Annotated in this window: 23 protein-coding genes and 1 tRNA gene; 13 read left to right on the top strand and 11 right to left on the bottom strand. The window is 67.5% G+C overall.

The features are described 5' to 3' along the window. Nucleotides 1–31 precede the first annotated feature (31 nt). The 7 genes from AC29IT_RS13935 (at nt 32) to AC29IT_RS13905 (ending at nt 7570) form a co-directional block, all read left to right on the top strand. On the top strand, nt 32–496 hold the full coding sequence (locus tag AC29IT_RS13935) for a peroxiredoxin (protein ID WP_224963069.1): 465 nt from the start codon (nt 32–34) through the stop codon (nt 494–496). Between the two features lie 70 nt (nt 497–566). Then, nucleotides 567–638, top strand: a tRNA-Val gene (locus tag AC29IT_RS13930). A gap of 874 nt (nt 639–1512) precedes the next feature. Continuing rightward, nucleotides 1513–2052, top strand: a complete 540-nt coding sequence (locus tag AC29IT_RS13925) for a sporulation delaying protein family toxin (RefSeq protein WP_488218950.1) — start codon at nt 1513–1515, stop codon at nt 2050–2052. 78 nt (nt 2053–2130) lie between these two features. Next, nucleotides 2131–2736 (top strand): SdpA family antimicrobial peptide system protein, encoded by a 606-nt coding sequence (locus tag AC29IT_RS13920; RefSeq protein WP_488218949.1) that lies wholly within the window; start codon nt 2131–2133, stop codon nt 2734–2736. Next, nucleotides 2736–3722, top strand: a complete 987-nt coding sequence (locus AC29IT_RS13915) for a sporulation-delaying protein SdpB family protein (RefSeq protein ID WP_488218948.1) — start codon at nt 2736–2738, stop codon at nt 3720–3722. The genes AC29IT_RS13920 and AC29IT_RS13915 overlap by 1 nt, the downstream gene beginning before the upstream one ends. 14 nt (nt 3723–3736) lie before the next feature. Next, nucleotides 3737–4195: a hypothetical protein gene (locus AC29IT_RS13910; protein ID WP_488218947.1), complete on the top strand. Its 459-nt coding sequence runs from the start codon at nt 3737–3739 to the stop codon at nt 4193–4195. Between the two features lie 1287 nt (nt 4196–5482). After that, complete coding sequence (locus tag AC29IT_RS13905) at nt 5483–7570, top strand: hypothetical protein (protein ID WP_488218946.1); 2088 nt, start codon at nt 5483–5485, stop codon at nt 7568–7570. Nucleotides 7571–7948: 378 nt separating this feature from the next. Here AC29IT_RS13905 and AC29IT_RS13900 read toward each other — a convergent pair whose 3' ends face one another. Genes AC29IT_RS13900 through AC29IT_RS13885 form a run of 4 tightly spaced genes read right to left on the bottom strand, consistent with a single transcriptional unit; the run spans nt 7949 to nt 10357 of the window. Then, the gene (locus AC29IT_RS13900; protein WP_488218945.1) at nt 7949–8326 is read right to left on the bottom strand and encodes a hypothetical protein; all 378 of its coding nucleotides are present in this window, start codon (nt 8324–8326) and stop codon (nt 7949–7951) included. Next, complete coding sequence (locus tag AC29IT_RS13895) at nt 8323–9561, bottom strand: putative T7SS-secreted protein (RefSeq protein WP_488218944.1); 1239 nt, start codon at nt 9559–9561, stop codon at nt 8323–8325. Before AC29IT_RS13895 ends, AC29IT_RS13900 begins: the two co-directional genes overlap by 4 nt. Beyond that, complete coding sequence (locus AC29IT_RS13890) at nt 9554–9883, bottom strand: hypothetical protein (protein WP_488218943.1); 330 nt, start codon at nt 9881–9883, stop codon at nt 9554–9556. The genes AC29IT_RS13895 and AC29IT_RS13890 overlap by 8 nt, the downstream gene beginning before the upstream one ends. Nucleotides 9884–9919: 36 nt before the next feature. Next, nucleotides 9920–10357 carry an SseB family protein gene (locus tag AC29IT_RS13885; RefSeq protein WP_488218942.1) on the bottom strand — a complete coding sequence of 146 codons (438 nt, stop codon included), beginning with the start codon at nt 10355–10357 and terminating at the stop codon, nt 9920–9922. Between the two features lie 1601 nt (nt 10358–11958). Here AC29IT_RS13885 and AC29IT_RS13880 point away from each other — a divergent pair. The 3 genes from AC29IT_RS13880 to AC29IT_RS13870 all read left to right on the top strand — a co-directional run bounded on the left by AC29IT_RS13880 (nt 11959) and on the right by AC29IT_RS13870 (nt 13453). Then, nucleotides 11959–12378: a TetR/AcrR family transcriptional regulator gene (locus AC29IT_RS13880; RefSeq protein ID WP_358433754.1), complete on the top strand. Its 420-nt coding sequence runs from the start codon at nt 11959–11961 to the stop codon at nt 12376–12378. A gap of 1 nt (nt 12379) precedes the next feature. After that, nucleotides 12380–12736: a hypothetical protein gene (locus tag AC29IT_RS13875; protein WP_488218941.1), complete on the top strand. Its 357-nt coding sequence runs from the start codon at nt 12380–12382 to the stop codon at nt 12734–12736. A gap of 342 nt (nt 12737–13078) precedes the next feature. Continuing rightward, on the top strand, nt 13079–13453 hold the full coding sequence (locus tag AC29IT_RS13870) for an SdrD B-like domain-containing protein (protein WP_488218940.1): 375 nt from the start codon (nt 13079–13081) through the stop codon (nt 13451–13453). A gap of 405 nt (nt 13454–13858) precedes the next feature. Here AC29IT_RS13870 and AC29IT_RS13865 read toward each other — a convergent pair whose 3' ends face one another. The 3 genes from AC29IT_RS13865 to AC29IT_RS13855 all read right to left on the bottom strand — a co-directional run bounded on the left by AC29IT_RS13865 (nt 13859) and on the right by AC29IT_RS13855 (nt 18721). Next, nucleotides 13859–14917 carry an amidohydrolase family protein gene (locus tag AC29IT_RS13865; RefSeq protein ID WP_488218939.1) on the bottom strand — a complete coding sequence of 353 codons (1059 nt, stop codon included), beginning with the start codon at nt 14915–14917 and terminating at the stop codon, nt 13859–13861. Between the two features lie 264 nt (nt 14918–15181). Beyond that, complete coding sequence (locus AC29IT_RS13860; protein ID WP_488218938.1) at nt 15182–16669, bottom strand: carboxylesterase/lipase family protein; 1488 nt, start codon at nt 16667–16669, stop codon at nt 15182–15184. A 312-nt stretch (nt 16670–16981) separates the two neighbouring features. Beyond that, the gene (locus AC29IT_RS13855; RefSeq protein ID WP_488218937.1) at nt 16982–18721 is read right to left on the bottom strand and encodes a CocE/NonD family hydrolase; all 1740 of its coding nucleotides are present in this window, start codon (nt 18719–18721) and stop codon (nt 16982–16984) included. Between the two features lie 120 nt (nt 18722–18841). Here AC29IT_RS13855 and AC29IT_RS13850 point away from each other — a divergent pair, with 120 nt between their 5' ends. Continuing rightward, nucleotides 18842–19498, top strand: a complete 657-nt coding sequence (locus AC29IT_RS13850) for a TetR/AcrR family transcriptional regulator (protein WP_488218936.1) — start codon at nt 18842–18844, stop codon at nt 19496–19498. 318 nt (nt 19499–19816) lie between these two features. On the opposite strand, the gene AC29IT_RS13845 is transcribed toward AC29IT_RS13850, so the two are convergent. Continuing rightward, on the bottom strand, nt 19817–20602 hold the full coding sequence (locus tag AC29IT_RS13845; protein ID WP_488218935.1) for an alpha/beta fold hydrolase: 786 nt from the start codon (nt 20600–20602) through the stop codon (nt 19817–19819). A gap of 234 nt (nt 20603–20836) precedes the next feature. Beyond that, complete coding sequence (locus AC29IT_RS13840; RefSeq protein WP_488218934.1) at nt 20837–21763, bottom strand: DMT family transporter; 927 nt, start codon at nt 21761–21763, stop codon at nt 20837–20839. A gap of 77 nt (nt 21764–21840) precedes the next feature. Between AC29IT_RS13840 and AC29IT_RS13835 the strand changes: the two genes are divergently transcribed. After that, complete coding sequence (locus tag AC29IT_RS13835; protein ID WP_488219131.1) at nt 21841–22731, top strand: LysR family transcriptional regulator; 891 nt, start codon at nt 21841–21843, stop codon at nt 22729–22731. Between the two features lie 65 nt (nt 22732–22796). Here AC29IT_RS13835 and AC29IT_RS13830 read toward each other — a convergent pair whose 3' ends face one another. Further along, nucleotides 22797–23645: an EamA family transporter gene (locus tag AC29IT_RS13830; protein ID WP_358433728.1), complete on the bottom strand. Its 849-nt coding sequence runs from the start codon at nt 23643–23645 to the stop codon at nt 22797–22799. A 41-nt stretch (nt 23646–23686) separates the two neighbouring features. Then, nucleotides 23687–24394, bottom strand: coding sequence for a YqcI/YcgG family protein (locus AC29IT_RS13825; RefSeq protein WP_488218933.1), 708 nt, complete (start codon nt 24392–24394; stop codon nt 23687–23689). Between the two features lie 528 nt (nt 24395–24922). On the opposite strand from AC29IT_RS13825, the gene AC29IT_RS13820 reads away from it, so the two are divergent. Next, the gene (locus AC29IT_RS13820) at nt 24923–25636 is read left to right on the top strand and encodes a haloacid dehalogenase type II (protein ID WP_488218932.1); all 714 of its coding nucleotides are present in this window, start codon (nt 24923–24925) and stop codon (nt 25634–25636) included. The last annotated feature ends 90 nt before the right edge of the window (nt 25637–25726 follow it).

Below are 25726 nucleotides of genomic sequence, written 5' to 3'. Positions count from 1 at the left end.
ACGTGCACAGGCCGAACAGAAGGGTGCGCGCATGACGGTCGAGGTCGGCGCCGACGCTCCGGACTTCACGCTGCCGGACTACAACAAGGAGCAGGTCTCCCTGTCCGGCTTCAAGGGCGACAAGAACGTGCTGCTGGTGTTCTACCCCTTCGCGTTCAGCGGGGTCTGCCAGGGCGAGCTGTGCCAGGTCCGCGACGACCTGGCCGACTTCCAGAACGACCAGGTGCAGGTGCTGGGCGTCTCGGTGGACACCCCGTTCGCGCTGAAGGCGTGGTCGGAGCAGCAGGGCTACACCTTCCCGCTGCTGTCCGACTTCTGGCCGCACGGCGAGGTCGCCAAGGCCTACGGCGTGTTCCACGAGCCGGCGGGCATGGCGCTGCGCGGCACCTTCCTCATCGACAAGGACGGCAAGGTCCGCTTCGCCGAGGTCAACCAGCCCGGCGAGGCCCGCGACCAGAACGTCTGGAAGAAGGCGCTGGCCGAACTGGCCGCGTGAGGTCCGGCGACGGCCGGTCGGTACAGTGATCCGGCCGAAGCGCGGCCGACCTCCGGGCGGCCGCGCGCCGGGGCGCATAGCTCAGCGGAAGAGCACTTGCCTTACAAGCAAGGGGTCGTTGGTTCGAACCCAACTGCGCCCACTTTAGGCCTTTGACCAGCGATGATGCTTGATCCTGTAGGGAACTACAAGGTCGGGCTCGTAGGTGAGCTCGGCAGGATGCTGACATGCGAGAACAAGCAAGGGCTCGTTGGCGCCGGTCCCAAGGTAATGCTGTGACCTGCTTAAAAGAGATGTATGTTCGTAGCTTCTTCTTGTCGCACAGCGTTCAGCGAGCCCTTAATTTTGCCTTGGTAGGTAATGTGCGGCGTTCAGGCCAGCGGCTTTGGCAAGGATGCCCGGCCCCAGCCGATAGATCTGGCGGGCACTCCTGAGGGCACAGAGCTTGCCCTCGGTGACACCAACGTCCGACTCTGCTCTTTGATCGCCTCAAAGCTCCCGACCACGCCAGATCCCACCAAGTGTGCAAGTCACCTTGGTAGCAGCAGGGTGTAGGGACGGTGAGCTCGGTGGACAAGCTGAACCAGCTCATCGTGGTCGTATATAAAGGTTCGCCCCGTGCGCGCCTCGCGAAGCGGGACTGTTTGGTGGATAAAAATACTCTAAATGGATCAATGTGGCGGCCAAATTGACTGACTAGATTGGTCTAGTCCGGGACTGTTGGGGGCAGGGGAACATCGGGGCTTCGGGCTCGTTCTGTGCCTCTAGGCCGGTGGCGTAAGTGCGTGCGGATAATAGAAATCAATTTTGTAAAATAAAATTACGCGACGCCGAAGGGGCGTCGCCACAGGGGGACGCAAGTGATATTCGAAAAGCGAAGCAGGTCAGTATCGATTGCAATTTCCGCAGTTGTGGTCGCTGCGTTGATCGGTGTCGGGTCGACTTCAGTAGTAAACGCTAGCAATGCGGATTATATTCATGTTCAGGCCGCGCTTGCGCGAGAATCAAATGATCCGATGGTCAGCATGCAGGATGGCGAGGCGCTATTTCGTGGAATATTTTTCCTTCAAGGCGAAGTGGGATCTCGGCTTAGTGATTTGAGTTCTTTCCGTGGCGTCCCGGAGAACATCGAAGAGAATAATACGCCTGAATCGATTGAAGTTATTGATTCGGTAATAAATAAGATGACTGAGGCGGAGCCGCAGTTATTTAATCGCTTCTCTGAAGAAGCGCGTAGTGGAGATCCAGTCCGGGTTGGCCGGATAGTTGTTGACGCTGAGAGACTGGTACGCAGTGCCGCCCCAGAATTCGTCGCGCCACAGGAAAACTCTGTCGATGCACGCCCAACCTGCGGTGTGACCGTCGTCGTTGGAGCGGCAGTGGTGCACGCCGCTGGTGTGTTCACCGCAGTCGGACTCGCGGTTGCAGAAGCTGCCGCAGTTGGACATTTTGTGGTGTACGGACAAGTCTATTTCTGGCCGAGCTCACAAACTACGAGCACCCTCGCTGAAGAGCAGCAGCTCGCAGAGCTTATGACCGCGCTGAAGACGGTGTAGCTGACTGACTCCCGGTGTCCGGCATTGTCGGGCATCGGGAGCTCAACATCAACCGTTCCCAGTGATCAGCGAGCGATTATGAAAATCCATCCGGATTCGACGACGGAACTTGAGAATACGCGGATTGAAAAGCCATATCTGCGGGTTCGACGGTTTTCGGTACTTCTTTCTGTTGTTATATCCACTGTTTTCGTTTTCTACACTGTGCATCCGCAGCTTCCGCCTAATGCGCTCAGTATACCCGGCGAAGAGGCCATAGCGAAGAGTGCCGTTCGATTCTTCCCGCAAGGCTGGTCCTTTTTTACAAAGTCGCCCCGGTCTGAAGATATCACCGCATACACGAAGGTTGGACCTGATGCATGGCGGCACGCACTTAACACTCCTCATGGTGAACCATGGAATTTTTTTGGACTCAACCGAACATCCCGTGCGCAAGGAGTCGAGACTGCCCTCCTTCTTCAAGGTGTCGGACAGAAAAAATGGCGGACATGTGTCGACCGGATCGCCCATTGCTTAGCTAAAAACGATATGAACCCGATTCTACTGCGCAACCAATCGCCAGCCCCCACTGTTTGCGGCCACACCATGTTCGTCGGCAGAAGACCAGTGCCGTGGGCGTATCGTGACTTGACCAAAAATCGCTGGAGTATGGAACGGGTTCTACGCGCGGAAGTGGTGTGCTGATGAGCTCCAATGGTGGTGAGGTTTCAGGTGCATACTGCTTCATTCCAGCTCCATGTGGACCAGCATTTGGTGCCGCGAGGTCCCTCGTTGCACTGAGCGTAGCGATGACATTGCTAGCCAGTCCGGCTAGTACATTGTTCCACCCCATCGCTGGGCTAGGATCTTTTCCGAAGTGTGAAGGTGTGGCTAATATTGGGTTGTTTTGCCTCGTGTCGCATACGCAGCTTGATCTGTGGAGGCTGGTCGCGGCAGCCGCACTTCTGTTAATTGCGACAGGCTGGCGTCCCCGGATCACCAGTATCCCGCTTGCGTGGTTGTGCTTCAGCTTTCACAGCGGGATCTCCATTCCGGACGGGGGTGACCAGGTCGCACTGATACTTGGTCTGTTACTGTTACCGGCTGGGCTGGCAGACGCAAGAGTTTGGCACTGGTCCCGGCCGATGAATAATACGTCAAGTAGGGGGAATCGAGCGGGGGCTCTGATCGGTGGGACAGTCCTCTTTCTGGCCCGGCTGCAAGTGTGCGCGATCTATTTTCAAGCCTGCATCGCAAAGCTTGCGGTACAGGAATGGACTGACGGGACGGCTCTATACTACTGGATCAACAGTCCCACCTTCGGTCCAGCAGGCTGGCTCCAGCCGGCACTTTCTCCAATCATTGACAACTCAATCGGCGTCACGGTGCTCACCTGGGGGCCGCTCCTGTTGGAATTCTCTCTCGCGGTTAGCGTGTTGCGCCCCTCGCGTCGATTACGCGCGATCCTCCTTCCAGTGGGGGTCGCCTTCCACGTGACGATCGCCGTAGTGATGGGGTTGTGGAGCTTCTGTGTAGTCATGTCAGCAGCGTTGCTGCTCCTGCTCGTCCCGATCGGTTCGTCTGTCCAGGATCTATACTCACGTCGCAGAAGCAACTCGAATGAAATGATCGCTGATTGCAAGAAGCAGAAATTGGAACCAGCAGTCGAGTCAAGCGAAGCAAGTGTATGATCGATGGAGGCCGTATGCATTACCGAGAAAAAATTCGCCCTGCCGCTGGTGTTCTGACTCTGTTTGCAGTGATCATGGCGCTTGGTTTGAGTTTGACCGTGACGATCTGGGTGCTGCGTGGCCACGAGGTGTTTCCCGCGACTGTCGTGACCGTGCTCGCGACCGGTTTACCTGCCTGTCTACTGCTATGCCACGTACGTGTCGAGCTGACCAATGAATACCTGACGGTTACCCTTGTGCCATTTGTCCGGAAACGATTCCGCGTTGACAATATCTCTGGAATCCACGTAATTGAGACTGGCCCGCGGGAGTTCGGCGGTTATGGTTATAGGCTCACGGGTGGACGGAGCGGATTCGTCATGAACTCGGGCTCTGCCATTGAGTTCACGGTGGATGGCGGGCACCGCTATGTCATCACGACCTCGAACAGTGCAGACCTCGCCGCCGCGTTGCGTGCTCTCGGTACCACATGAGGCTCTTCCGGCATCTGTGGAGTCGTCTGTTGGCTCGGCAGCCGGACAGGTGCTCAATTGTTGGCTGAACTGCCGAGTCATCATTCCCTCACGCGCCTAGCTCGGAGATACTAGTATCTTCTTCATGCTCGGGAGATTGATCACGCATTGTTGTGGATCCTTCTCGGCGATGTGGCAAGCAAGCGGATCGCATTCCCGACCGACTCCGCTTCTGGCCTCCCCCGGCCGGTCCGGCAACGACGTTCACGTCCACCCAAAATAGGTCAACCGAGCTGCAGGATCAGCGGCGGATACGAAGGCGGCAACGTGCCAAGCACGTGACGTCCTGGCGCAGCGCCTCACCGTGCGGTGCCTCCGGGACTGGCTGCTGCGACTGTGGTGCTACAGCCAGCAAATCGTTCATCATCGTGTGCCGTAGTGGCGCTTCCTCGTCTTCGGGATCTGTAGAGCCTTCAGCTGTTGGATAGTGAGCGGATATGTAAGTAACGGAATGGAAAGCAGCGTCGGTGTGCCGCGCGGGCTGGTCTGTTCGGGTGAGGTTTTCGGTGCGTTGGGCAAGATCGTTCTGCGACCCCTTGACTGTGGGCCATACGCTCGCTGCCGACCAGGAAGTTCCTGGTCACGCACACCGCTGGGCCACTGATGCCTTACAAGCAAGGGGTCGTTGGTTCGAACCCAACTGCGCCCACCTTAGTGCCGTGACCAGCGGCGATGCTTCATCCTCTCCAGAGCTGCAAGGTCGGGCTCGTAGGCGAGCTGGGCGGGGATGCCGACGTGCGAGAACAAGCAAGGGCTCGGTGGCGCTGACCCGGAGTTAGTGCTGTGACCTGCGTAAAGGGAGATGTGTGTTCGTAGCTTCTTCCTGTCGCACAGCGTTCAGCGAGCCCTTGATTTTGCCTTGGTAGGTAAGGCGCGGCGTTCAGAGCAGTGGCTTTGACAAGTGGACCGAAGCGAGCCGGCAGCTGTCCCGAACGGGTGGGAAGGCGAGAGCTGGCTCGCGCGTTCCCGCGCCGCGGCGAGCTTGCGCTGCTCAATCAGCGTACGAGATGTCGGGGTCGAGATTTCCGGCGAGAGCTTAGCCCTGAGCGCGATGAGCTGGTTCAGCGTGTCCGCCGCGCCCGCCGTTCCCGCGCCCGGCTGCTGCAAGCGGTCGTACGGACGGTTCCTGCTGTGCTCGCCATAACGCTGTGACGAGCATTTATTGCATGTCGAAGGGTGATCACGCGTAGCTGCTTGCTCTTGCGGTCCCGCCCCCGGACACGCGACCATGATGCAAGATCGTGGGTTATGGGCAAACGTCGTGTGCCGTCCGAGGAAGCCGTCGCGGTCATGCGCGCCGCGAAGCTGGAGCCGCTCGAGGACTATCCCGGAGCGAGCAAGCCGTGGCTGTGCCTGTGCTTGCAGTGCGGCGAACACGTGAAACCGCGCTACAACAGCATCAAATCCGGCCAAGGGGGTTGCCGCTATTGCGGCCGGCGCCGAGCCAGTCAATCCCAACGGATCGTCCCCGAACACGCCGTGGGCGTGATGCGTGAAGCTGGATACGAACCGCTCGAGGACTACACGAGCACCGACGCTCCGTGGCGATGCCGGTGCCTAGAGTGCGGCGCGATCTCCACCCCGACCTACACCAACGTCAAGTCAGGCCACCGATGCAGGGCCTGTTACGGCCACCGGCGCGGGCAGGCCACCCGCCTGGACGCCGACGCCGCCGCTGAGGTCATGCGCACCGCAGGTGTGGAACCGCTCGAGGACTACCCCGGCGCCGATGTTCCTTGGAGGTGTCGCTGCCTGCTGTGTCAACGTGAAGTACACCCGCGGTATCACAGCGTCCGTAAAGGCGGCAGCGGCTGCGCCTACTGCACTGGCAAGAAGGTCGACCCGGCCGAGGCCGCCGAGCTGTTCCGTGCAGCCGGTGTAGATCCGTTCGGCGACTACCCTGGGCACAAGCATCCGTGGTCGGGGCAGTGCCGTACCTGCGGCGCGATTGTCGCTCCTACTTACCGGTGGGTCCGGGCCAGCGGGAGGGCCTGCAAGTACTGCTCGCGACGAAGTGTGGCCGAAGCACGTCGGCTCGACCCAGACCAAGCCGCAGCGGTGATGCGTGCCGCTGGTTTCGAGCCGCTCGAGGACTACCCCGGTGCGGCACAACCGTGGCAGTGCTGGTGTCCGGACTGTTCCGCCACGGTCACCCCGGTCTACAGCGACATTCGCGCCGGCCGGGGCTGTCCCGGCTGCCGGTACCGCAAGGTCGCCGCTGCGCTGCGCCTGTCACCGGATGAGGCTGTGGCGGCCATGCGCAAGGCTGGTCTGGAACCACTCGTGGACTACCCGGGCTCGGCCGTGCCGTGGCGGTGCCGCTGCACCACCTGCGACCGAGAAGTCACCCCGTCCCACCACAGCGTCCAGCGCGGCCAAGGCGGCTGTGCCTATTGCGCCGGCAAGAAGGTTGACCCGGCCGAGGCAGTCGAACTCATGCGTGCCGCCGGCTTTGTGCCGCTCGAGGACTTCCCCGGTGCGTCTCAGCCCTGGCCATGCCGGTGTGCCACCTGCGCTAAGCACTCCGCGCCGCTGTACGACAGCGTTCGCGACGGGCACGGCTGCCGGCACTGCTGGGAACGGCGCCGCGGTGATGCGCTGCGCATGGACGCAGACGCCGCGGCCGAGGTGCTGCGCACCGTCGGGCTCGAGCCGCTCGAGGACTACCCCGGCAACGCCGACACGCCGTGGCCTAGCCGCTGCCGGAAATGCAGCGCACACGTAACTCCTACCTACGGCTCAGCCCGGGACGGGCACGGCTGCCGCTATTGCGCCGCCCGCGAACGAGGCAAACAGCGGCGCCTGGAGCACGACGTGGCCGCCGACGTGATGCGCGCCGCCGAGCTCGAACCGCTCGAGAACTATTCCACCGCTACGGAACCATGGCGGTGCCGGTGCGAACGCTGCAAGACGATCCTGGTGTCGCTGACCTACGCAAAGGTCAAAAGTGGACGTGGTTGTCATGTGTGCCGCCCACCAGCGACCGGGTTCGACCGCACCGCACCAGGAGCGGTGTACGTGTTGCAGCATGACCGGCTCGCCGCGGTGAAAATCGGCGTCACCGTCGTCGGCGCCGAGCGGATCCGCCAACACCAACGCCACGGGTGGCACCTGGTGTTCCGGCTTCCTTGCGCCACTGGTGAACAAGCCTGGCGCATCGAACAAGGTGTGCTCACGCTACTGCGGCACGCTGGCATCGGGCCGTACCTGACCGCCGAATACATGCCACAAGGAGGCTTCACCGAAACCGTCGATGCCGACCTCATCTCCGCTGCGCGAATGTGGGCACTCATCCGCGCCGAGGCCACCAACCACTCGGGCAACACGCTGGAATGACTCCAAAAAGAACGATCATTCCCGAGGGGCGACCCCGGTAGCTCGGGATACGACCAGCAGAAACGATCAGCGGGGCTGCTCTCCGCATTCAAGGTGTCGGACATGAGGAATGGCGGACATGTTTTGACAGGATCTTCCGGTGCTTAACTCGATGCGAACCCGATCTTTCTACGCAACCAATCGCCATCCCTCACTGTTTGCGGCCACGCCATGTTAATCGGCAGAAGACCTGCCCTTCCCTGAGCTGGGCGCCACGAAACCCTGACCCGGATGGCTGGATGTGGCTCGTGACGCATCCGCAGCGTAGCGAATACTGGCTGAAACAATCGCGGATTGAAAAAGAGAGGTGGGCTGATCGCTAGATGTGATCGTGCATTCCTACCCTCGCAGGGTTATGAATGGCGTGGAGTTTGTGATGACGAGTACCTCTCCCCAGTCGCCACCGAGTCGCCAGGTGTCGCCTTCCTTCTTGAGGAAGTCGATGTTGCCTAGGTCTTCTTCTCCCGCTGCGTCGGTGTTGGCGCGGAAGTGCCGGCTGATCCAGTCGGCGTCTGACAGGCGGTCGAAGACGAGCAACCCGTTTGCGTAGCAGTACTGCTCGCCTGGTTTCGGAGGGCTGTAGTCGGGGTGCTCCTCGGTCAGCACGAGTTCGAGGTTGAACGTCAGGGATTGCTCGTTCTCGTCGATCGCCAGGACGAAGCTGTCTTCGAGGTAGTACGGGGCTAGGCCCGGGATCTCTGAGTAGTCCATGGTCACCAGTCCCATTCGATTGGTGTGTGGTTGCCGAGGCTCTTCCTGGTCACGGGGTTGCCGTGTGGGTCGATCCGTTGCCCGTTCTCATCCTTGAGCTCGACATGGGGGCTGCCGCTCCCGGGGGCGCGTCCGCTGCCTTCCTTGATCGTCATGCGGGATACGCCGTTCTCGTCGACGTACTTCGGTGGCCCGTTCTCGGTTTGAGTCTTGGCCCATCCCTGGGCTTCGGCGTATTTCTCGAGTTCGCTGGCGTTCGGTTTCGCCCCGTCGGTGAAGTATTCGTTGATGTTCGCTTTGACGCTGGGGTGGTCTTTGTCTTTGTGGCCGAGGTCGTCGAGCCTCTTGAACTTGCGGACTTTCGACAGTGCCCCGGCGACAGGGATGAAGCCGAACGCGGTGTTCCCCAGTGCGCGGCCAGGTTCTGTCTTCCACTGATCGTAGTTGATCATTTGCTTGCCGAACTCGATCGGGTGGTCGACCGCGAACGAGCACGCGGAGGTCACCCCGGCCCAAAGATCGGCGTAGTGGTCGGGATCATCGATCAGATGGGTAGGGCTCAGTTCCCACAGGTAGCCCGCGGTGCCGCTCAGACCGTCCCATAGGCCGAGGCCGACGTCGCCGACGAAGCCGAGTGCCGCGCCGGTGCCGTCCAGGAAGGCATCCCAGCCCGACTGCTCCGGCGCGAGGTCGCCCTCTGCGCGGATGCTGGCAGCGCTGCGATCTCCGGTTGATCCGAGCTGCTCCCGTGCGCGAGAGAGAATGTCACGAGCTGCCTGTCGTTTGGCCTCGCCGGGGTCGGAGAACGGTCCTGGGTCAACGCGGCCGGGTGCGCCTGATTCTGCGTTGGCTCGGTTCTGGCGATCAGCCTCCGCGACCGATGCCTCGTGGGCTGCCTTCGCCTCGTGCGTTGCCGCTTCTCCTTCTTGCCAGACTGCGATCGCCTCGGTCGCCTGAGCCTGGGCCCATCGGAGTACTGCCGCGTATTCCTCGAGGGCAGTCGCCGTGGCCGTGAACGAATCGGCTGCGTGCAGCCATCGGGTCGGCTCGTAACTGAACTGGTCGCGGAACGTGTTGCCCGCTGTACCGGTCCATGCCTCGGTGTCGATCTTCTTCAGGCTGTCGGCGCCTTGCTCCATGGTCTGACCGCGTCCGCGGATCGCGATGACGTTGTCGTCGATAGCGTCGGGATTGCCTGGGATGAGCTGCTTCGGGTCGGACGTTTCGCCGAGTTCAGCCATCTGCGACCTCGGTTGCTGGGTCTTCGCCCCAGCCGACGGCGCGCATCGATTCCTCGCTGGACGCGTCGGCTTCGACGTAGGTGTCGACGACCTTGTTGAGGACTCGCGTGATAGCGCCGCCGTCCTCGATCAGGACCTCGACGCCGTGCTGCCACCTGCCGCAGAAGTGCTCGAAAGCGTCGTGCAGACCTGCGTGCCCGTATTGCTGTTCGTCCCCGCAGATGTCGTCGACCTCGCAGGACTGCATGTCGTGCATCGTCTGCGCGACCGCTTCGCCTGCACTGTCCAGCACTTGCAGGTCCACGTCGAAGCCCTGGGTCACCGCATCCCCTTCCATGAGGTCACGCCGCCGATCTTGTTACCAGACGGGATGTGTTCCGGGAGGCCGTTCCGGCATATCGGCGGGTTTCGGAGGAAGGGTGGCGCCACCGAACCGTGCGCCACCGCCGTGTGGCTGGGGGAGCAGCGGAAGCCCGTGTGGGTCGTCGACATCCACGAGCACGCCGAGACCGTGCGGTAGCTGATCAAGCAGGTCGGTGCCGGTAGTCGACAGCCAGGGCACGTCGCCGGAATGGCGTGCCAGCCGAGCCAACGACGAGAAAGCGAGAACCCAGTGCCCTTTGCCCGGTAACTCCGCGGCCACCACGCCTATCCGATCCTGCGTGCGGTGGACGTACAACGTCGCCCCCGCGAACGCCGCGTCGAACTCGCCAGGGTCCCTCCGCCGTGCCCGCACATCGCGGGCGATCAGGACGAGGTCGGGCTCAGGCTGCTCACCGAGATTCGGATACTTCATAGCGGATGAAGGCTACCCGGAGAGCGAGGTCGAAGACCGCTGGATCCACGTGCAGGCGGCGGTTGCTAGAGGGGATTTCGTTAGGCATCGGCCCACGTCGGGGTCGCCTGGGCAAGCGTCTATCGCGACAGCCACTGGCGGCGGTGAGATGCACGGGGTCGTGCGCCTCGCGGCTGGTCTTTTCGGGTGAGGTTTCCGAGACGTTGAGCAAGATCGTTCTGCGACCCCTTAACTGTGGGCCCCACGCTCGCCGTCGACCAGGAAGTTCCTGGTCAGGCACACCGCTGGGGCACTGATGCCTTACAAGCAAGGGGTCGTTGGTTCGAACCCAACTGCGCCCACCGTGAGGGAAGCCCGCTGATTTGGATCGAATGTCCAGGTCAGTGGGCTTTTTGCTTGACCGGTATCGGTCTTGTTCGTCTGTCCTTTGTGGTCTGGAAGTGCTGCCCGGGGTGCTGATGGGAGGATTTCGGGAGGATTCGTTTTGCGCGATTGTGTCCGGGCCGTGTTGGTCGCGTCATCGCAGGTCGGTTTCCAGCTGAGCTGGCTGATCGGGGGCGGGCTGGTTTTCCCTGCGCGCCATCGTCGGGATTCTTGGCGATGACTCACGCGGGGTCTCGTGCGGGGCGGTCCCCGGGGGGCGCAGGTGCACCCCGCCTGGCAGCGATGGTCGCCGTCGGGGCGAGCGACGCCTCGATGAAGGGCCGTCCCTGGAAGAAGCCGCAGGTTCCGGATGTCGGCGGGCGCGGCGGTGGCGGTCTTTTGCCTCGATGGAGTGCGGTCCCCGGCGGGGGATGCGGGCTCGCGTCAGCGACGGTCCCGCAACTTGGCGAATGCCGGCTGGAAAAGCTGCGGGCTCGATAAGGGAAATGAGCTGATCGCTAGGTTCGATCGCACATGTCTACCGTCGCAGGGGTATCGATGGTGTGGCGTCTGTGGTGGCGAGTACTTCTCCCCGGTCTTCCCCTGGCCGCCAGGTGTCGCCTGCTTGCTTGAGGAGGTCGATGTCGCCCAGGTCGTCTTCCCCTGATGCGTCGGTGTTGGCTCGGAAGTTCCGGCTGAGCCGGTCGATGCCCGAGATGTGCTCGAAGACGAGCTGTCCGTTGGCGTAGCGGTACTGCTCGCCTGGTGTCGGCTGCGTGTGGTCGGGGTGTCACTACTTCGAGGTTGAAGGTCGAGGACCGCTCGTTCTCCTCGATTGCGAGGGCGAAGCTGCCTTCGAGGTAATACGGGGCCAGCCCGGGGGTCTCTGAATGGTCCATGATCACCATCCCCATTCGATCGGTGTGGGGTTGCCGAGGATCTTCCTGGTCGCGGGATTGCCTTGCGGGTCGATCCGCTGCCCGTTCTCGCCCTTGAGTTCAACGTGGGGGCTGCCGCTCCCGGGCGCGCTCCTGTTGCCTCCCTCGCGTGTCCTTTGTGGCCTCGAAGTGCTGCTCGGTGGGTGGGTTCCAGGTCCTCGGGCTGCGCAACGCGGAGCTGGAGGGGCGGCTCCGCTCGACGACCACGGCATCGAGCTGATCCGGGGCCGGGTCGGCGTGCCCGATTTTCATGACCGATCGTTCTTGACTGAACGTTCCCAAAAAAGCTACGGTCGCTGCATGGGACGGCGGCGGTCTTTCGACGTGGACGAGGTCGTGGCGGCGGCGGCGGATCTGTTCGCTCGCCGCGCCTACGACGGAGTCTCCGTCGATGATCTGGTCACCGGGCTCGGCGTGCACCGCAACAGCCTCTACGGCGTGTTCGGCAGCAAGCGCGGCCTGTACCTGGCCGCGTTGCGCCACCACGTCGAGCACGAGGTCCGCCCCCACCTGGGCCGGGCGGCTCGGCCCGATCACGTGCCGGAGTGGGACCTGCTGCTGGTGGCCGCGGTCGATCGGGCGCCCGACGATCCTGAGGTCGCCGACCTGGTGTCGTCGATCTTCGCGGAGCTGGACGAGGCGACGGGTGATCCACGTGCCACCGAGGCGCTGCTGGGGCGTTGGCTGCGCCGGCGACCGGTCATAGCGAAGGAGATCTGACGTGGCGGTAATCAGCGTGCAGGGCCAGGACCTGGTCGTGGAGATGACAGGACTGGACAAGCTGTGGGCGCACAAGAGCAAGCTGACCATTCCACTGGCACACGTGCGGGGCGCCACGATGGACCCGGGCATTCTGGGTGAGCCCAAGGGAATTCGGGCGCCGGGCACGCACGTGCCGGGGCTGATCACGGCGGGCACCTTCCACCAGAACGGCGAGAAGGTCTTCTGGGCCGTGCGCGACGCGCAGCAGGCCGTGGTCGTGGAATTGACCGACGACGAGCGCTTCGCCCGCCTGGTGGTCGAAGTCGACGACCCGCGCGCGGCCGTCGCCCTGGTCGAACAGGCGGCGAGCCGGTGATCGCCCGAGTCGCGTTGCGCAGGTGACGGCACGCCGGTCACGTGCGTGTTCGCCTCCGGTGCGACTGCGCCCGCCTCGACCTTCTCGGGTGGCCGGTCGAGGACCGCACCGCACTCGACCCGGCGGAATCATCGCGGGCGGTCTCCGCGGTCACGCGCGAGCCGCGACCCGTGCCGTCGCCGCGACCCGCGACGCCCGACCCGGGCCACGCGACCGCGGCACGAAGATCGTGATCGCGGGCAACCGCTCGGCGGCGGGGACGTCCTAGGAGTGACATCCGGTCGCGGTGCGCGGCCATGAGAACGACGGCGTGCGTCGCCGTCCCTCGTGCAGGAGGACGTTGTGCGAAGTGTTGTGGCCGGTGCCATCGCGGCACCGCTGTTGCTGGCGGCCGTCGGCGTTCCCGCCTATGCCGAGGAACCGACCAGCTCGCTGTCCGGGACCGTGTTCTTCGACGCCAACGGTGACGGCGTGCAGCAGGAGGGGGAAGCCGGCGCCGCCGGGTTCGAGGTGAACTTCGGTGCGGTCAGCTTCCCTGAGGGCGGGACCGTGGTCACCGACGAGAACGGGCACTACCGGTTCGACGGCATCACCGCCAAGGGCAAGTACTCGCTCCAGCTCGACGGGCAGGGCCACGCCCACACCACGCCGTGGGCCGTCGGGGGCTCGTTCGGCAACGGCGGCGTGGACGTCACCCACGACTTCGGCATCGAGTAGCGGGGTGGTGACCGGCGTCCCGTGATCGCTGCCGAGCGATCGATGCCGACCGGCCGGGGGCCGCGGGACCAGGAGGGGAAGCCGGGGTCCGACTAGGTCGGGGGACGGCGGTACGGCCACCCCACCGGCGGGAGCGCTCCGGGCAAGCCATCCATCGGCCTGCCCGGCGAGCCGCCGCCGATGTCGATCGATCCTCCACTGTGGACTTGGTTCGATCCCGTTCACCGGAGCGGTTTCCCGCACGTCCCCTCCCGCACGTCCCCTCCCGCACGTCCCCTCCCGCACGTCCCCTTCCGCACGTCCCCTTCCGCGCGTCGGGGTGCGGGGAGGCCTCCGGCGCCTGCGCTCGCTCCGGCTCGGTGAACGGGGACGGGCGGGACCGCCGGGCGCGTCCCGCCCCGGTGCTCAGAGGTCGTACACGCGGCGGGCGGTGCCCGCGAAGAGGTCGGTGCGCTCGGAGTCCGTCATCGGCTCGGTGATGCGCTTGAAGGTGTTCCACAGCGTCCGGTAGGGGACGCCGACCGCGTCCACGGGGTAGTTGCTCTCGAACATGCACCGGTCGGGGCCGAACGCGTCGATGCAGGTTTCGATCCACGGGCGCCAGAGCTCGGCGAGTTCGACCGAGGACGGGGGCCGTTCGGCGGTGCGGTAGTCGAACGCGGCGAGGCGGGCGACGAGACCACCGAGCTTGCAGGTGGTGTTGGGGCGTTCGGCGACCGCGCGCACCCCGCGGCGCCAGGTGGCGAAGTCCTCGTCGGTGCGCCCGGCGTAGCGCCCGTACCCGAGGGGACCGCCGCAGTGGTCGAGGACGAAGGACAGGTCGGGCACCGCATCCGCCGCCGCGGCCACGTCGTCGAGCTGGGGGAAGAAGACCCAGGTGTCGAGGCTGAGTCCGAGGTCGCGCAGCTTCGCCATTCCCTTGCGCACCACCGGATCCGCGAGCAGGTGCGGGGCGCTGCCGGTGTGGCTGTTCTCGATGACCGGGTCGTCGTCCCAGCTCGTCGCGAACCGGATGCCCTTGAACCGCCCGCGCCCCGCCCGCACGTGCTCCTGCAGGACTTCCTCGACGGCTTCGCCGAGCCGGAGGTCGGCGAAGCCGATGACGCCGGCCGCCACATCGGGTCGGGCGTCGTCGGACGCCGCTTCGTCGGCCAGGGCGGTGGCGAACTCGGTCTCACCGACCGGGCGCAGCGACTCCGGGCCGTCCGGGTGGTAACCGGCGAGGCATTCGGCGAAGACGGTGCCGACGACGTGGTGCCCGGACGAGGTGTCCGCGGTGAACTCGTCGAGCAGGTAGCGGTATCCGGGCAGGTCCCACAGGTGGTGGTGCGGGTCGACGATCGGCAGTTCGGGGAACAGCACCTCCTCCGCGGGGGCCTTCGCGAGCCACTCCGGGTCCAGCGGGTAGATCCGGCCGAACTCGGCGGGACGCTCGGCGTCGTTGCGGAACAAGGGGGAGGACATGCGGAGTGCTCCTTCTCGGTGCGTCAGGACGTGCCCGGGTGCGCCGTCGGAAACCGGTGGTCCGGCGCCGCGGGCACGAGATCGTAGTGTGGTCGTCCCCCGCACGGGGCGCACGGTGCTGCGGTGATCGGTGGGGAGGATCTGTGCCGATGACCAGGGCCTCGCCGATGACCTCGAACAGCACGTCGTTGATCGTCCCGTCGGGCCGCCGTCGGGCGGATCCGCCGACCAGGACGGGAGATCGGCAGGCTCCGGACCCGGTGCCTACCGAGCGCGATTCGGCCGCACCGAGTTGATCTCCGCGGCGATCGGGCCGATGTCGACCGGTGCGCTGCGCGCTTCGTCGCCGATGACGGTGTGGCGGGGCGCCGCCGCGTCGCAGCTCGGCCACGCCGTGCCGTCCCGGTGCCGCGGGACGCCGGTGCGGGCGAACTCGGTCCAGGCGTGCTGCACGGTGTCGGACACGTCGACGTCGACCTCGTCGTACTCGGTTCCACCGGTCGGCAGACCGAAGAGGTAGGGGAGCTCGGCCATGTGCGCGGCGAGCAGCCCCGAGCGGCGGGCGCCCGGCGCGACGCGGGTGAAGTGGTACGCGTACGCCTCGCGGCCGAGCCCCGCGAAGCGCCGGTAGGTCTCCCACGCCGGTTCCGCCCAGATGGCGGCGGTGGTGAGCTCGGCGAGCGCGTCGTAGGGCGCACGTCCGTTCGCGGCGAAGCGGGCCAGGACCTCGTCCGCGCGGGAACCGGCCAGAGCGCGGGCCATGGTGCCGAGCGTCTCCGGGGTGTAGATCTCGGCCGGGTCGAGATCGGGGCGGGCGTACTGACCCGCGGGCCGGTGGAAGAACCGCGCTTCGTGCCGCGTCCACCCGAACAGGACGGGCACGTCGCAGGGGCGGTCGTCCGGGACGACCGAGCCGTCGGCCGTGGGGTACCAGACGAGGTCGGCGGGCGTGTGCAGCTGCCCGGCAGGCGGCGTTCCGGCCAGCGCGAACGACGCCTCGCGCACCTGCTGCGCGGGCAGGCTGCGCAGCTCGCCGACGTCCCGGGTGCCCAACCGGTCGAACAGCTGCTCGCTCGCCTCGGTGATCCGGTCGTAGGAGGGCGACGGGGGTACCGCGTAGTCCTCGAAACCGGCGCTCTGCACGATGGCCCGGTGGAACAGGCCGCGGGCCGCCGGGGTCGACAGCAGCGTTCGGGCCGCGGCGGCACCGGCGGACTGGCCGAAGACCGTCACGTTGCCCGGATCGCCGCCGAAGGCGCTGATGTCGGCCGCGACCCAGTCCAGCGCGGCGACCCAGTCGAGCACGGCGGCGTTGGCGCCGAGATCGGGGTGGCTGAGGAAGCCGAACCCGCCGAGCCGGTAGTTGAACGACACGACGGTGACGCCGCGGCGCGCCAAGTCGGCACCGGAGTACTCCGGCATGGACGAGGAACCGCCGAGGAAACCGCCGCCGTGGATCCAGACCATGACCGGCTGGTGGGCCGCCGGGTCCAGGCTGGAGGTCCAGACGTTGAGGTGCAGGCAGTCCTCGCTCTGCGGGGCCCCGAAGTCGATTCCGGTGTCGGCGATCTGCACGGCGGGCGGGCCGAAGGCCGTGGCGTCGCGGACGCCGCTCCAGGGCTCGGGCGGCGTCGGTGGTGCCCACCGCAGCTCGCCGACCGGAGGCGCGGCGTAGGGGATGCCGAGGAATCGGAAGATGCCGTCGTGCTCGGAACCCGCGAGGACTCCCTGTCCGATGTGGACTCGTGCCATGCGGCTGTTCCTTCCGGTGCTGCGGCACGGCGGCCGCGGGTCTCGGGCTCGGTCGGTGGGGCTCCGGTGCGCGGGCCGATCGCGTCGTGGTGGTGTCAGACGACCTTCCGTCCGGCCACCCGGACCCCGGCGGGCGTGCGGGCCGCCGTCAGGTGCCCGACGGGTCGGTCGATCGGAGCAGCCGGACGCCGGTGCTGGTGGTCGTGCTCATGCGGCGTCCTCTCGGACCGGTGGGCAGGACGACCCCGGCGGTCTCGGTCTTCGCGGTGCCCGCACCGGCGCGCCGGGTGCCGTCGTGCGGGGTCCCGGGTGCTACCGCGCCTGGACGGGCAGTTGCAGGTAGGAGGCGTGTTCGCCGCCGGTGTGCACGACGTGCCGTCCGGTGTTGGCGGGGACGTACTCGCGGATGCCGGGCATCATCGTCCCCAGCAGGTTGCGGCCGCTGATGATGAAGCGGAGCTGCTCGCCGGGGTGGAACGCGAGGCCGATCGGGAGCAGGTCGATCTCGACGTCGACGGCCTCGCCGGGGGAGAGCTTCTCGACGCGGTCGAAGCTGTGCGCGGGCACCGCGTCGGTCGACAGCGCCTCGTCGAGGTGGCGCATCGACACGCGCAGGCGCCCGTCGGATCCCTTGTACCGCAGGATCGAGGCGCCGTGCTCGGTGACGTCGTGCACCTGCGCGCCCTGGTTAGGCACCGTGAAGTTCTGCAGCGGCGTGCCCTGGGCGTCGAGCTTCTGGACGAGCACGAACAGGTCCATGTCGTCCGAGCTCTTCGCCTCGACCCGCAGCCGCGCCTTGGGGTAGCCGACCAGCGTGGTCTCCGCGTCGAAGCGGACCAGGAAGGAGACCGATCCGGGGTTCGACTCCGCGTCGTACTCCACCGCGGACTCGGTTGCCGGCGCCGCCGTGGACAGCGCGCGCGTGCGGCCGTCGAGGTAGTACTTCGTGGACACCACGTCCGCCGGCGGGAACTGCTCCGCGGGGAGGTTCACCTGGTCCCCGCCTTCGAGGTCGAGCACGGAGTAGCGCACGCGCGGCGTCCGCTCCCACCCGTTGTCCGCGCCTTTGAGGAAGTGGTCGAAGAACCGGCGCAGGTCCTCCCGGTTGTCCTCGTCGTAGTAGTCGGGCCATTCCTGGGAGTTGTGGATGCGCAGCCACTTGTCGTCCGAGGCCATCCGGCGCCAGGCCCGGAACGTGCCCGCGGTGTGCAGCGTGTTCGAGTAGCTCGCCACGACGTAGGCCGGCGTGGTGATCCGGTCGAAGCGCGGGATCTTGTCCTCCCACAGCTCGTCCACGAGCGGGTGGTGCTCGGCCTCGGCGAGGACGTCCTCCTTCCGGTTCCGGCCGAAGAAGCTGTTGTCCCGCAGCTGCCGGGCGAATCCGGTGTCGGGCATGCCGCCGCGCAGCACCAGATCGCGGTAGACGTCGCTCACGCCTTCCCACGGGTTGATCGCCGCCAGGTGCGGAGGCCGCTCGGCCGCGGTGAACCACTGCGACACCGCGAGGTACGAGGTGCCGCTCATCCCGACCTTGCCGGTGCACCACTCCTGGACGGCCAGCCACTCGATCAGGTCGTAGCAGTCCCTGCCCTCCTGGCGGTCCCACAGGACGCTGTCCCCTTCGCCGTCGACGACGCCCCGGATGTCCGGGTTGCAGATCGCGTAGCCCTGCGCGCACCAGTACGCCGGGTCGGGGCCTTCGAACTTCTCCAGGCCGGACACGATCCCGTCGTCCAGCCCGACCATGCCGAACACGCCCTGCACGCTGGCGGAGGTGCCCTGGCCCTTGCCGTACGGGCTCCATGCCACGATCACCGGCACCGGTTCCGCGCCCGCGGGGCGGAGCACGTCGACGTAGATCGTCACGCCGTCGCGCAACACGACCGCGACGTCCTTCTCCAGCACGACGTCGACCGGCAGCGGGCGGAAGGGCGGCGCGATCCGGAAACCGGCGGGCAGGGTGCGGGTGCCGGGGTCGAAGTCGCTGAGGACGCCGCTCCTGTCACCCGGCAGGGGGTGCGACGGCATGAAGATCTTCGGATCGTCGCTCATGGTGGGCTCCTCACGTCTCGTCGTCCGCGGGGCGGGTTCCGGCACTGCCGCGAGCGTAGGTTCGCCCGGCCAAGAACTCAACACATGTTGATATCAGGATTCGGGAGGTACCTTGCCGACATGACCGAGCACCCGAATCCCGCCACCACGGCGCGCCGCGGACGTCGGCCGGGGGCGAACACGACCCGGCAGGCGATCCTCGACGCGGCCCGCGCCCGGTTCGCGGCCGACGGCTTCGCCGCGACGACGATCCGGCGGGTGGCGGCCGACGCCGGGGTCGACGCGTCGCTGGTGATGCAGTTCTTCCGATCGAAGAGCGGGCTGTTCGCGGCGGTGATGTCCGTTCCGCCGGACGCCCTGGAGCGCTTCAGCACCGCCTTCGAGGGAACCGAGGACGGCCTCGGCGAACGGGTGGTCCGGGCGTTCCTGGCGGTGTGGGAGGAGGACGCGCGCAGCTCGGAGCCGCTCATGGCCATGCTCCGGGCGGCCATCGTCGACGACCGGGCCAACGAGCAGCTGCGCGAATTCCTCCAGGAACGGCTGATCGTCGCGGCCACCGCGTCCCGCGCCATCGACGACGCGGAGCTCCGGGCGGGCATCGCGTCCTCGATGCTGGTCGGGCTCGTGGTGGGGCGCGGCATTGTCGGCGTGCCCGCGCTCACCGGAGCGGACCGGGAGACCCTGGTCGAACTGGTCGGGAACGCCGTGCAGGGCGTGCTGGCGCCGGGGTCATCGGGCGACGACGGGCGGGCGGCCGGGCCCGGCCTTCGTCGCTGACCGCAGCGGAACGGATCTCCGGCCGCGGCGTCGACGCGTCGTCGGTCCCGCGGCCCGGGTTCCGCGCCGGTGCTCCCGAACCGCGCAGCCGGGAGTGCCGCACCGGATCCGGCCAGGAGCGCGTCGCCGCCCAGGTCGGCCGCACCGCCAGGCCTTCCGCGCTCTGCGGCGTGCCGTCAGGGCCGGGGTGGAGACCGGCGGAGCAGGGTGGACGCGTCCGGCAGGCCGAGCGCCCGGCCCCGCCGGGTCACCCGTCCCCGCTCGGTCGCACGTCCCGCCGGATCATCCGTCCCTGCCGCACCACCCGTCCCCGCCAGGTCACCCGTCGGCGAGCAGGGCGGCCGTGGCCTCCGGTGATTCGACGTGGAAGTGGTGGCTGCCCAGGTCGACGGGCACGATGCGGAGGCGGTCGCCGTAGCGCTCGACGGCCTCCGGCGCGAGGATCTCGCGGACCGCGAACACCGTGATCGGCTGCCGGACTTCGCGCAGCGCGGCATCCATGTCCCAGCGCACCAGGCCTTCGATCGCGTGCAGGCCGGCGGGCCTGCGCACGGCCGACATCCGCCGGACGTAGCCGTCCTGCACCGCCGGATCGGTGCCCTCGGGAGACCCGCCCGCGACCATCGCCCGCGTGGCCGCGGTGAAGTCCGAGCCGAACGCCCGCACCACCGCGTCGATCCGCTGCTCGTCCTGCGCGGGGAACAGCGACAGGTAGTGCAGCGCGTCCAGCGCGATCACGCGCGAGACGACGTCGGGCAGCTGCCGGGCGGTCTCGACGGCCACCGCGCCGCCCATCGAGTGCCCGGCGACGATGCAGCTCTCCACCGCTTCGGCGGCGAGCACGGCGGCGACGTCGCGGGCGAACTCCGCGATCGTGAAGGTCTCCCGCGCGGATCGGGATTCGCCGTGCTCGGCGAGATCGATCGCGAGGACCCGGTGGTGCCCGGGGAGGAAGCCGATCACCCCGTCGAAGTCGGTGCGGTCGCAGCCCCAGCCGTGCAGCAGCACCAGGACGGGTCCGTCGGCAGGGCCGGTGACCGCGTACCGGATCGTCGTGTCGTGCGGCCGCTGGACTTCGCGGTTCTCGGTCCGGCACGTCGTCATCCCAGGCGTCCTCTCGTTGCCGCTGCGCTGATCCGAACCGGTAACGACAGGTTCGCAGGAAGAATTCCCCGACACCGCAGCGGAATCGGATTCCGGCGAGGCGCCGTTGCGCTTCCGGTGCGAGCGCGGTGCCTGCCGCCGTCCGTCCACCGGCCGGGACGCGCGAGCACCACCCGTCGTGCGACGAGTCCGGTCGCCCGCAGCGGATGTCCGGGCCGTGCGCCGCCGGAAGTCCTATGTGGATCGACCCGGCCGGTTCGCGAACCACACGGCGACGACCACGACCGCGCAGCCCGCCAGCTGCACCGCGGTCGGGGACTCGTGCAGCACCAGCACACCCAGCCCGACCGCCAGCACCGGCTGCAGCAGCAGCAACGACGCCGACGTGCCCGGCGCGAGCCCGCGCCCGCCCGCCGCCAGCAGCAGCCACGCGGCGACCTGGCCCACCAGCGCCAGCAGCACGAGCCACAGCCAGGACGGCGCGGGCAGGTCCACCGAGATCCCGGTGGTGACCGCGCCGACGCCACCCGTCACCACCGCGGCGGCCGCCGTCGCCAGGCACACCGGCGCCACCACGTGCCGCGGGCTGCGATGCCCCGAGAGCCGGTTGAGGTGCAGGTATCCGGCGTAGGCGACCCCGGACGCCACGCCCAGCAGCACCCCGCGCCCCTGGTGCGCCGACTGCGCGCCCGGCGCGAGCAGGCCGCTGGTCAGCGCGATCCCGGCGATCAGCACCGGGCAGGCGAGCAGGAAGCGCCGCGCGATCGGCGTGCCGCCGAACACCAGCGCCAGCAGCGGGAACGCGATGACCTGCACGTTGTTCAGCACGGTCGCGATCCCCGCGCCCACGTCGAGGATGCTCTGCGTCCACAGCACGTAGTCCAGCCCGAGCAGGACGCCCGAGGCCACCGCCCAGCGCTGCAACGCGGGGTCCAGCGGGCCGTGCCCGCGGTGCTCGCGCACGGCCAGCGGCACCAGCGCCACGAGCGCGATCGCGCAGCGCAGGAACGCCGCGGTGCCCGCCCCGACCTCGGCGAGCTTCACGAACAGCGCCGACCCGGACAGGCACCCCGCCCCCGCCACGACCAGCAGCACCGGTGCGGGGACCGGCCGGGCGGTGCGGGTGCGGGCAGGGGAGGGCGCCATGCGATCGAGGACCATGACTTCCACGGTCGCAGTCGCGACCGAGAAACACCATTGACCAGTTCTTACCCTGACGCGTTAGCCTCGCTGACGTGATGAGCTGGGAACGGCTGCGGGTGTTCGCCGCGGTCGCCGAACACGTGTCGATCACCGCCGCCGCGGAAGCGCTGCACCTCACGCGGCCCGCGGTGTCGCAGCACGTGCGCAAGCTGGAGCGGGAGATCGACTGCAGGCTGGTGGAGCCGGACGGGCGCGGCATCCGGCTCACCGCCGCCGGGCACGTGCTCGCCGCCGCCGCGCGCACCGTCTCGACCGCGGTCCAGGACGTGGAGCGCGACCTCGCCGACTTCCACGAGCAGCTCATCGGGCCGCTGCGCATCGGTGCCGTGCCCAGCGCGCTGCGCTCCTTCGTGCACGACGCGCTGCGCGCGCTCACCGAACAGCACCCGCGGGTGAGCCCGAGCGTGCGCGACGGCGAGGTCATCGAACTGATCCCCGCGCTGCGGGCCGGTCGGTTGGACGCCGTGGTGCTGGAGAGCTGGACGAGCCTGCCCGCCCGGATGCCGCCCGGCGTCGCGCTCACCGAACTGCTCGCCGAGGACGTCCAGCTCGCCGTGCCGGACGGCCACCCGCTGGCGCAGCGGCCCACCGTGCACCTCGGCGAACTGCGCGGGCAGCGGTGGGCCAGCTCGCCACCGGGCACCGAAGCGCACGAAGCGCTGGTGCAGACGCTGCGCGCCCACTCCCTCGACGCCGACGTGCCCTACTGCGCGACCGACTACGCGACGCAGCTGTCCGCCGTCGCCGCGGGACTCGCCGTCGCGCTCATCCCGCGCATCGCGCGGACGCCCTGCCCGTCCGGGGTGCGGCACGTGCCGTGCACCCCGACGCTGACCCGCAGCATCGCCGTCGCCACCGCGGAGAACCCCACCGCTCCCGCGGTCCAGTTCGTCGAGGAACTCCACCGCGGCACCCGCGACCGGTAGCTCCACGACAGGTCGGCGCGAGGGCGGAATCGCCGTGAACGTGCCGCCGAGGAGGCTCGGCGCCGTCAGCCCGCGGCGGCCGCCGCGTCCGGTTCCGCGGGTTCCGACATCCAGACGATCGAAGCACCGGACACCACGACGAGCGCGATGCCGAGCAGGGCCGCGGTGCCGATCGCCTGGTGCAGCAGCAGGAGGCCGATCAACGAGCCCACGACCGGGTCCATGCTGAACAGGGTTCCGATCACGCGGGCCGAGGACACCCGCGCGGCCACGGTGTCGACGGCGTAGGGAATGGCCACTCCGATCACCGCCGAGATCGCGAGCACCAGCCACTGGTGCCCGGTGACCGAAGCCGCGGCGCCCACCCCGAAGGGCAGCGACACGACCGCGGCGACGACCGTCGACAAGGCGAGCCCGGAGAGGCCCTCGTCGGACTTGCCGACCCGCTCCGCCGCCAGCGTGTAGAGGGCGAAGAAGAACGCGGCACCCAGCCCGAACGCGAAGCCCGCGGCGTTGAAGTACCCGCCAGGGCCGGAGATCAGGACGACGCCCGCCAGCGCGGCCAGCGCGCACAGCCCTTCCCGGACGCGCCGGGAGGTGAACAGCGCCACCGCGCACGGGCCGAGGAACTCGAGGGTGACCGCGATGCCGAGCGGAATCCGGTCGATCGCGGAGTAGAGGCAGATGTTCATCGCCGCCATCGCGATGCCGTACCCGAGGACGCCCGCCCACTCGCTCCTGCTCCGGCCGCGGAGCCGCGGGCGGAACACGAGGCAGAGCAGGACCGCGGCGATGCTCATGCGCAGCGAGCTCACCGCCATGGGGCCGATCGGGTCGAACAGGCCGGACGCCACGGCCGAGGAGGTCTGGATCCCCACCGAACCGATGACCACCAGCCCCAGTGCTCTGCTCACGCCGCGGCGATCGGCATCCGGCCGTTCCCGAATTTTCGCGGTCATGTCGGCTCGTTCCGCTCCTGCTCGTTGTCGAGGTCTTCGCCGGTCATCGGGAGGTAGGGGCAGGTATTGGTGTCGCCCAGGAAGAATTGCGGCAGTTCCGGAGCCTCTCCGTGAGTACCGAGGTGGGGAGAAGGCGGAACGCCATCATATTCGACCAGCCGCTCCCGGATGGTGGTTCGCGCCGCCGCGGCGCGTCGCGGCAGCCGGTCGAAGCTGGCCCGGGATTGCACCACCAAGGTGAAGCACTTTCCGAGGTTCCTGCTGCGCCGGCGAACGTGGTGCCGGGTGCTGATGTTGATGAAGAAGTCGATACCGCGATACCAGAAGTTCCAGTCCGGATCCTCCGGATCGGTGGGCGCGTCGGACGGCCACGCGCCGCCCGCCCGGAGCAGGGTCAGCAGCAGTTCCCGCGCGGTCGCGCAGTCCTCGTCCAACGAGTCCGATTCGATGCCGTCGAGCCACAGGACCACCACCTGGTCCGGGTTCGCCGCGATGGCGTCGACGGCGAGATCCATCAGGTGGACGACCGCGTGCGGGCCGCGGACGTCGCCGTGGCCGAAGAGCAATTCGTCCCTGCGGAACGCCTGCGGGGCGAACACGCACGGGAAGTCCTCCGCCCCGGCGGTACGGGCGAAGTCGAGGAAGTGTTCCGCTGTTCCTGGTGCGCCCTCGGAAGCGCGGAAGAGTGAGCCGAGAACCGGCATGTCGATCTTACCCCCACGGATGAAGCGGATTCGATGGAGAAAGATGTCGGGAGGTGCGGGGAATGGCGCTTTCGCCGTCGGCGGAAGGGCGCTTCCCGTTCAGCGCGAAGTGAGGGTGCGAATGCGGAGCGGAATGCCTCGGCGAGGCATCCCGGATTTCCGCCGCATCACGTGATCCCCCGTGTGAGCCCCAGAAATGCTTGCTGGGTCGATCGTGCCAGAACGCCTGTCCGGGGCGCAGCCGACCGAAATGTGATGTGCGGCACGGAAATATGTGACTTGATGCGTCTTCAGGGTGAAAAGGAGAGCGGGAAGGGTGAAAAGAAGGCGCTCGCATTCTTCTCGAACCGCACTCGGCCGCCGCGGAAGACGGCTTCGGCACCCCGACCCGCTTCAGGAGCACGCCGGGGCGCGGACGCCCCGGGTCTCCGCCGCCACAACCAGAAGTCGTTCGCCGCTTGCGCCGAGCTCCGGAACGTGGTGTGACTGGTAGGTCGGCGAATCCGCGACGACCGGCGAGGAGGCGGCATGCTCGACGACGTGCAGGTGGTGGCGTTCGACATCTTCGGCACCGCGGTGGATTGGCGCACCGGCATCACCGACCAGGTCGGCGCCGTCTTCGCGGATCGCGGTGTGGCGCTCGACCCGGCGGGGTTCGCCGATTCCTGGCGGGACCGCTACCTGCCCGCGATGGCGCGCGTCGACCGCGGTGAACGGGAGTGGGCCACCCTGGACGCGCTGCACCGCGAATCGCTGGACGAGCTGCTCGCCGAGCGCGGGATCGCCGAGGCGGTGGGCGAGGCCGACCGGGCGCGGCTGGTGCACGCCTGGCACCGGCTGCCCGCCTGGCCGGACAGCGCGGACCTGCTCGCCCGGCTGCGCACCCGCTACGTGGTGGTGGCGCTGTCCAACGGCGGGTTCCGGTTGCTGACCGACCTGCTCAAGGCCGCCGAGCTGACCGTCGACGCGATCACCTCCGCCGAACTCGCCCGCAGCTACAAGCCGTCCCCGGCCGCGTACCTGACCACCGCTCGGCTGCTGGACGTCGAACCGCACCGGTTGCTGCTGGTCGCCGCGCACCGCTGGGACGTCGACGGGGCGCGCGCCGCCGGGCTGCGCACCGCGTTCCTGGAACGCCCGGGGGAGAAGGGGCCGCACCGCGAAGCGGACCGCGCCGCCGACGTCACCTGCGACATCGCGGCGACCTCCGCCGCCGAGCTCGCGACCCGCCTCGGCTGCTGAGGCCTGCACCCGCCCTGGCCGCACCGCCCCGGTGGCTGTTCGCGGACACCGATCCAGGAATCGCCGCGGTGGCCGCCCCGAACTGCCGCA

The organism is Saccharopolyspora sp. MMCC62 (assembly GCF_057736575.1).
This window is presented reverse-complemented; position numbering and strand designations above follow the sequence as displayed.

Excerpts from the sequence above, each read along its gene's own strand:
- AC29IT_RS13935 (WP_224963069.1), top strand. The coding sequence starts at position 32 with ATGACGGTCGAGGTCGGCGCCGACGCTCCGGACTTCACGCTGCCGGAC.
- AC29IT_RS13925 (WP_488218950.1), top strand. The coding sequence starts at position 1,513 with ATGGTCAGCATGCAGGATGGCGAGGCGCTATTTCGTGGAATATTTTTC.
- AC29IT_RS13920 (WP_488218949.1), top strand. The coding sequence starts at position 2,131 with ATGAAAATCCATCCGGATTCGACGACGGAACTTGAGAATACGCGGATT.
- AC29IT_RS13915 (WP_488218948.1), top strand. The coding sequence starts at position 2,736 with ATGAGCTCCAATGGTGGTGAGGTTTCAGGTGCATACTGCTTCATTCCA.
- AC29IT_RS13910 (WP_488218947.1), top strand. The coding sequence starts at position 3,737 with ATGCATTACCGAGAAAAAATTCGCCCTGCCGCTGGTGTTCTGACTCTG.
- AC29IT_RS13905 (WP_488218946.1), top strand. The coding sequence starts at position 5,483 with ATGGGCAAACGTCGTGTGCCGTCCGAGGAAGCCGTCGCGGTCATGCGC.
- AC29IT_RS13895 (WP_488218944.1), bottom strand. The coding sequence starts at position 9,561 with ATGGCTGAACTCGGCGAAACGTCCGACCCGAAGCAGCTCATCCCAGGC.
- AC29IT_RS13885 (WP_488218942.1), bottom strand. The coding sequence starts at position 10,357 with ATGAAGTATCCGAATCTCGGTGAGCAGCCTGAGCCCGACCTCGTCCTG.
- AC29IT_RS13880 (WP_358433754.1), top strand. The coding sequence starts at position 11,959 with ATGGGACGGCGGCGGTCTTTCGACGTGGACGAGGTCGTGGCGGCGGCG.
- AC29IT_RS13865 (WP_488218939.1), bottom strand. The coding sequence starts at position 14,917 with ATGTCCTCCCCCTTGTTCCGCAACGACGCCGAGCGTCCCGCCGAGTTC.
- AC29IT_RS13860 (WP_488218938.1), bottom strand. The coding sequence starts at position 16,669 with ATGGCACGAGTCCACATCGGACAGGGAGTCCTCGCGGGTTCCGAGCAC.
- AC29IT_RS13855 (WP_488218937.1), bottom strand. The coding sequence starts at position 18,721 with ATGAGCGACGATCCGAAGATCTTCATGCCGTCGCACCCCCTGCCGGGT.
- AC29IT_RS13850 (WP_488218936.1), top strand. The coding sequence starts at position 18,842 with ATGACCGAGCACCCGAATCCCGCCACCACGGCGCGCCGCGGACGTCGG.
- AC29IT_RS13845 (WP_488218935.1), bottom strand. The coding sequence starts at position 20,602 with ATGACGACGTGCCGGACCGAGAACCGCGAAGTCCAGCGGCCGCACGAC.
- AC29IT_RS13840 (WP_488218934.1), bottom strand. The coding sequence starts at position 21,763 with ATGGTCCTCGATCGCATGGCGCCCTCCCCTGCCCGCACCCGCACCGCC.
- AC29IT_RS13835 (WP_488219131.1), top strand. The coding sequence starts at position 21,841 with ATGAGCTGGGAACGGCTGCGGGTGTTCGCCGCGGTCGCCGAACACGTG.
- AC29IT_RS13825 (WP_488218933.1), bottom strand. The coding sequence starts at position 24,394 with ATGCCGGTTCTCGGCTCACTCTTCCGCGCTTCCGAGGGCGCACCAGGA.
- AC29IT_RS13820 (WP_488218932.1), top strand. The coding sequence starts at position 24,923 with ATGCTCGACGACGTGCAGGTGGTGGCGTTCGACATCTTCGGCACCGCG.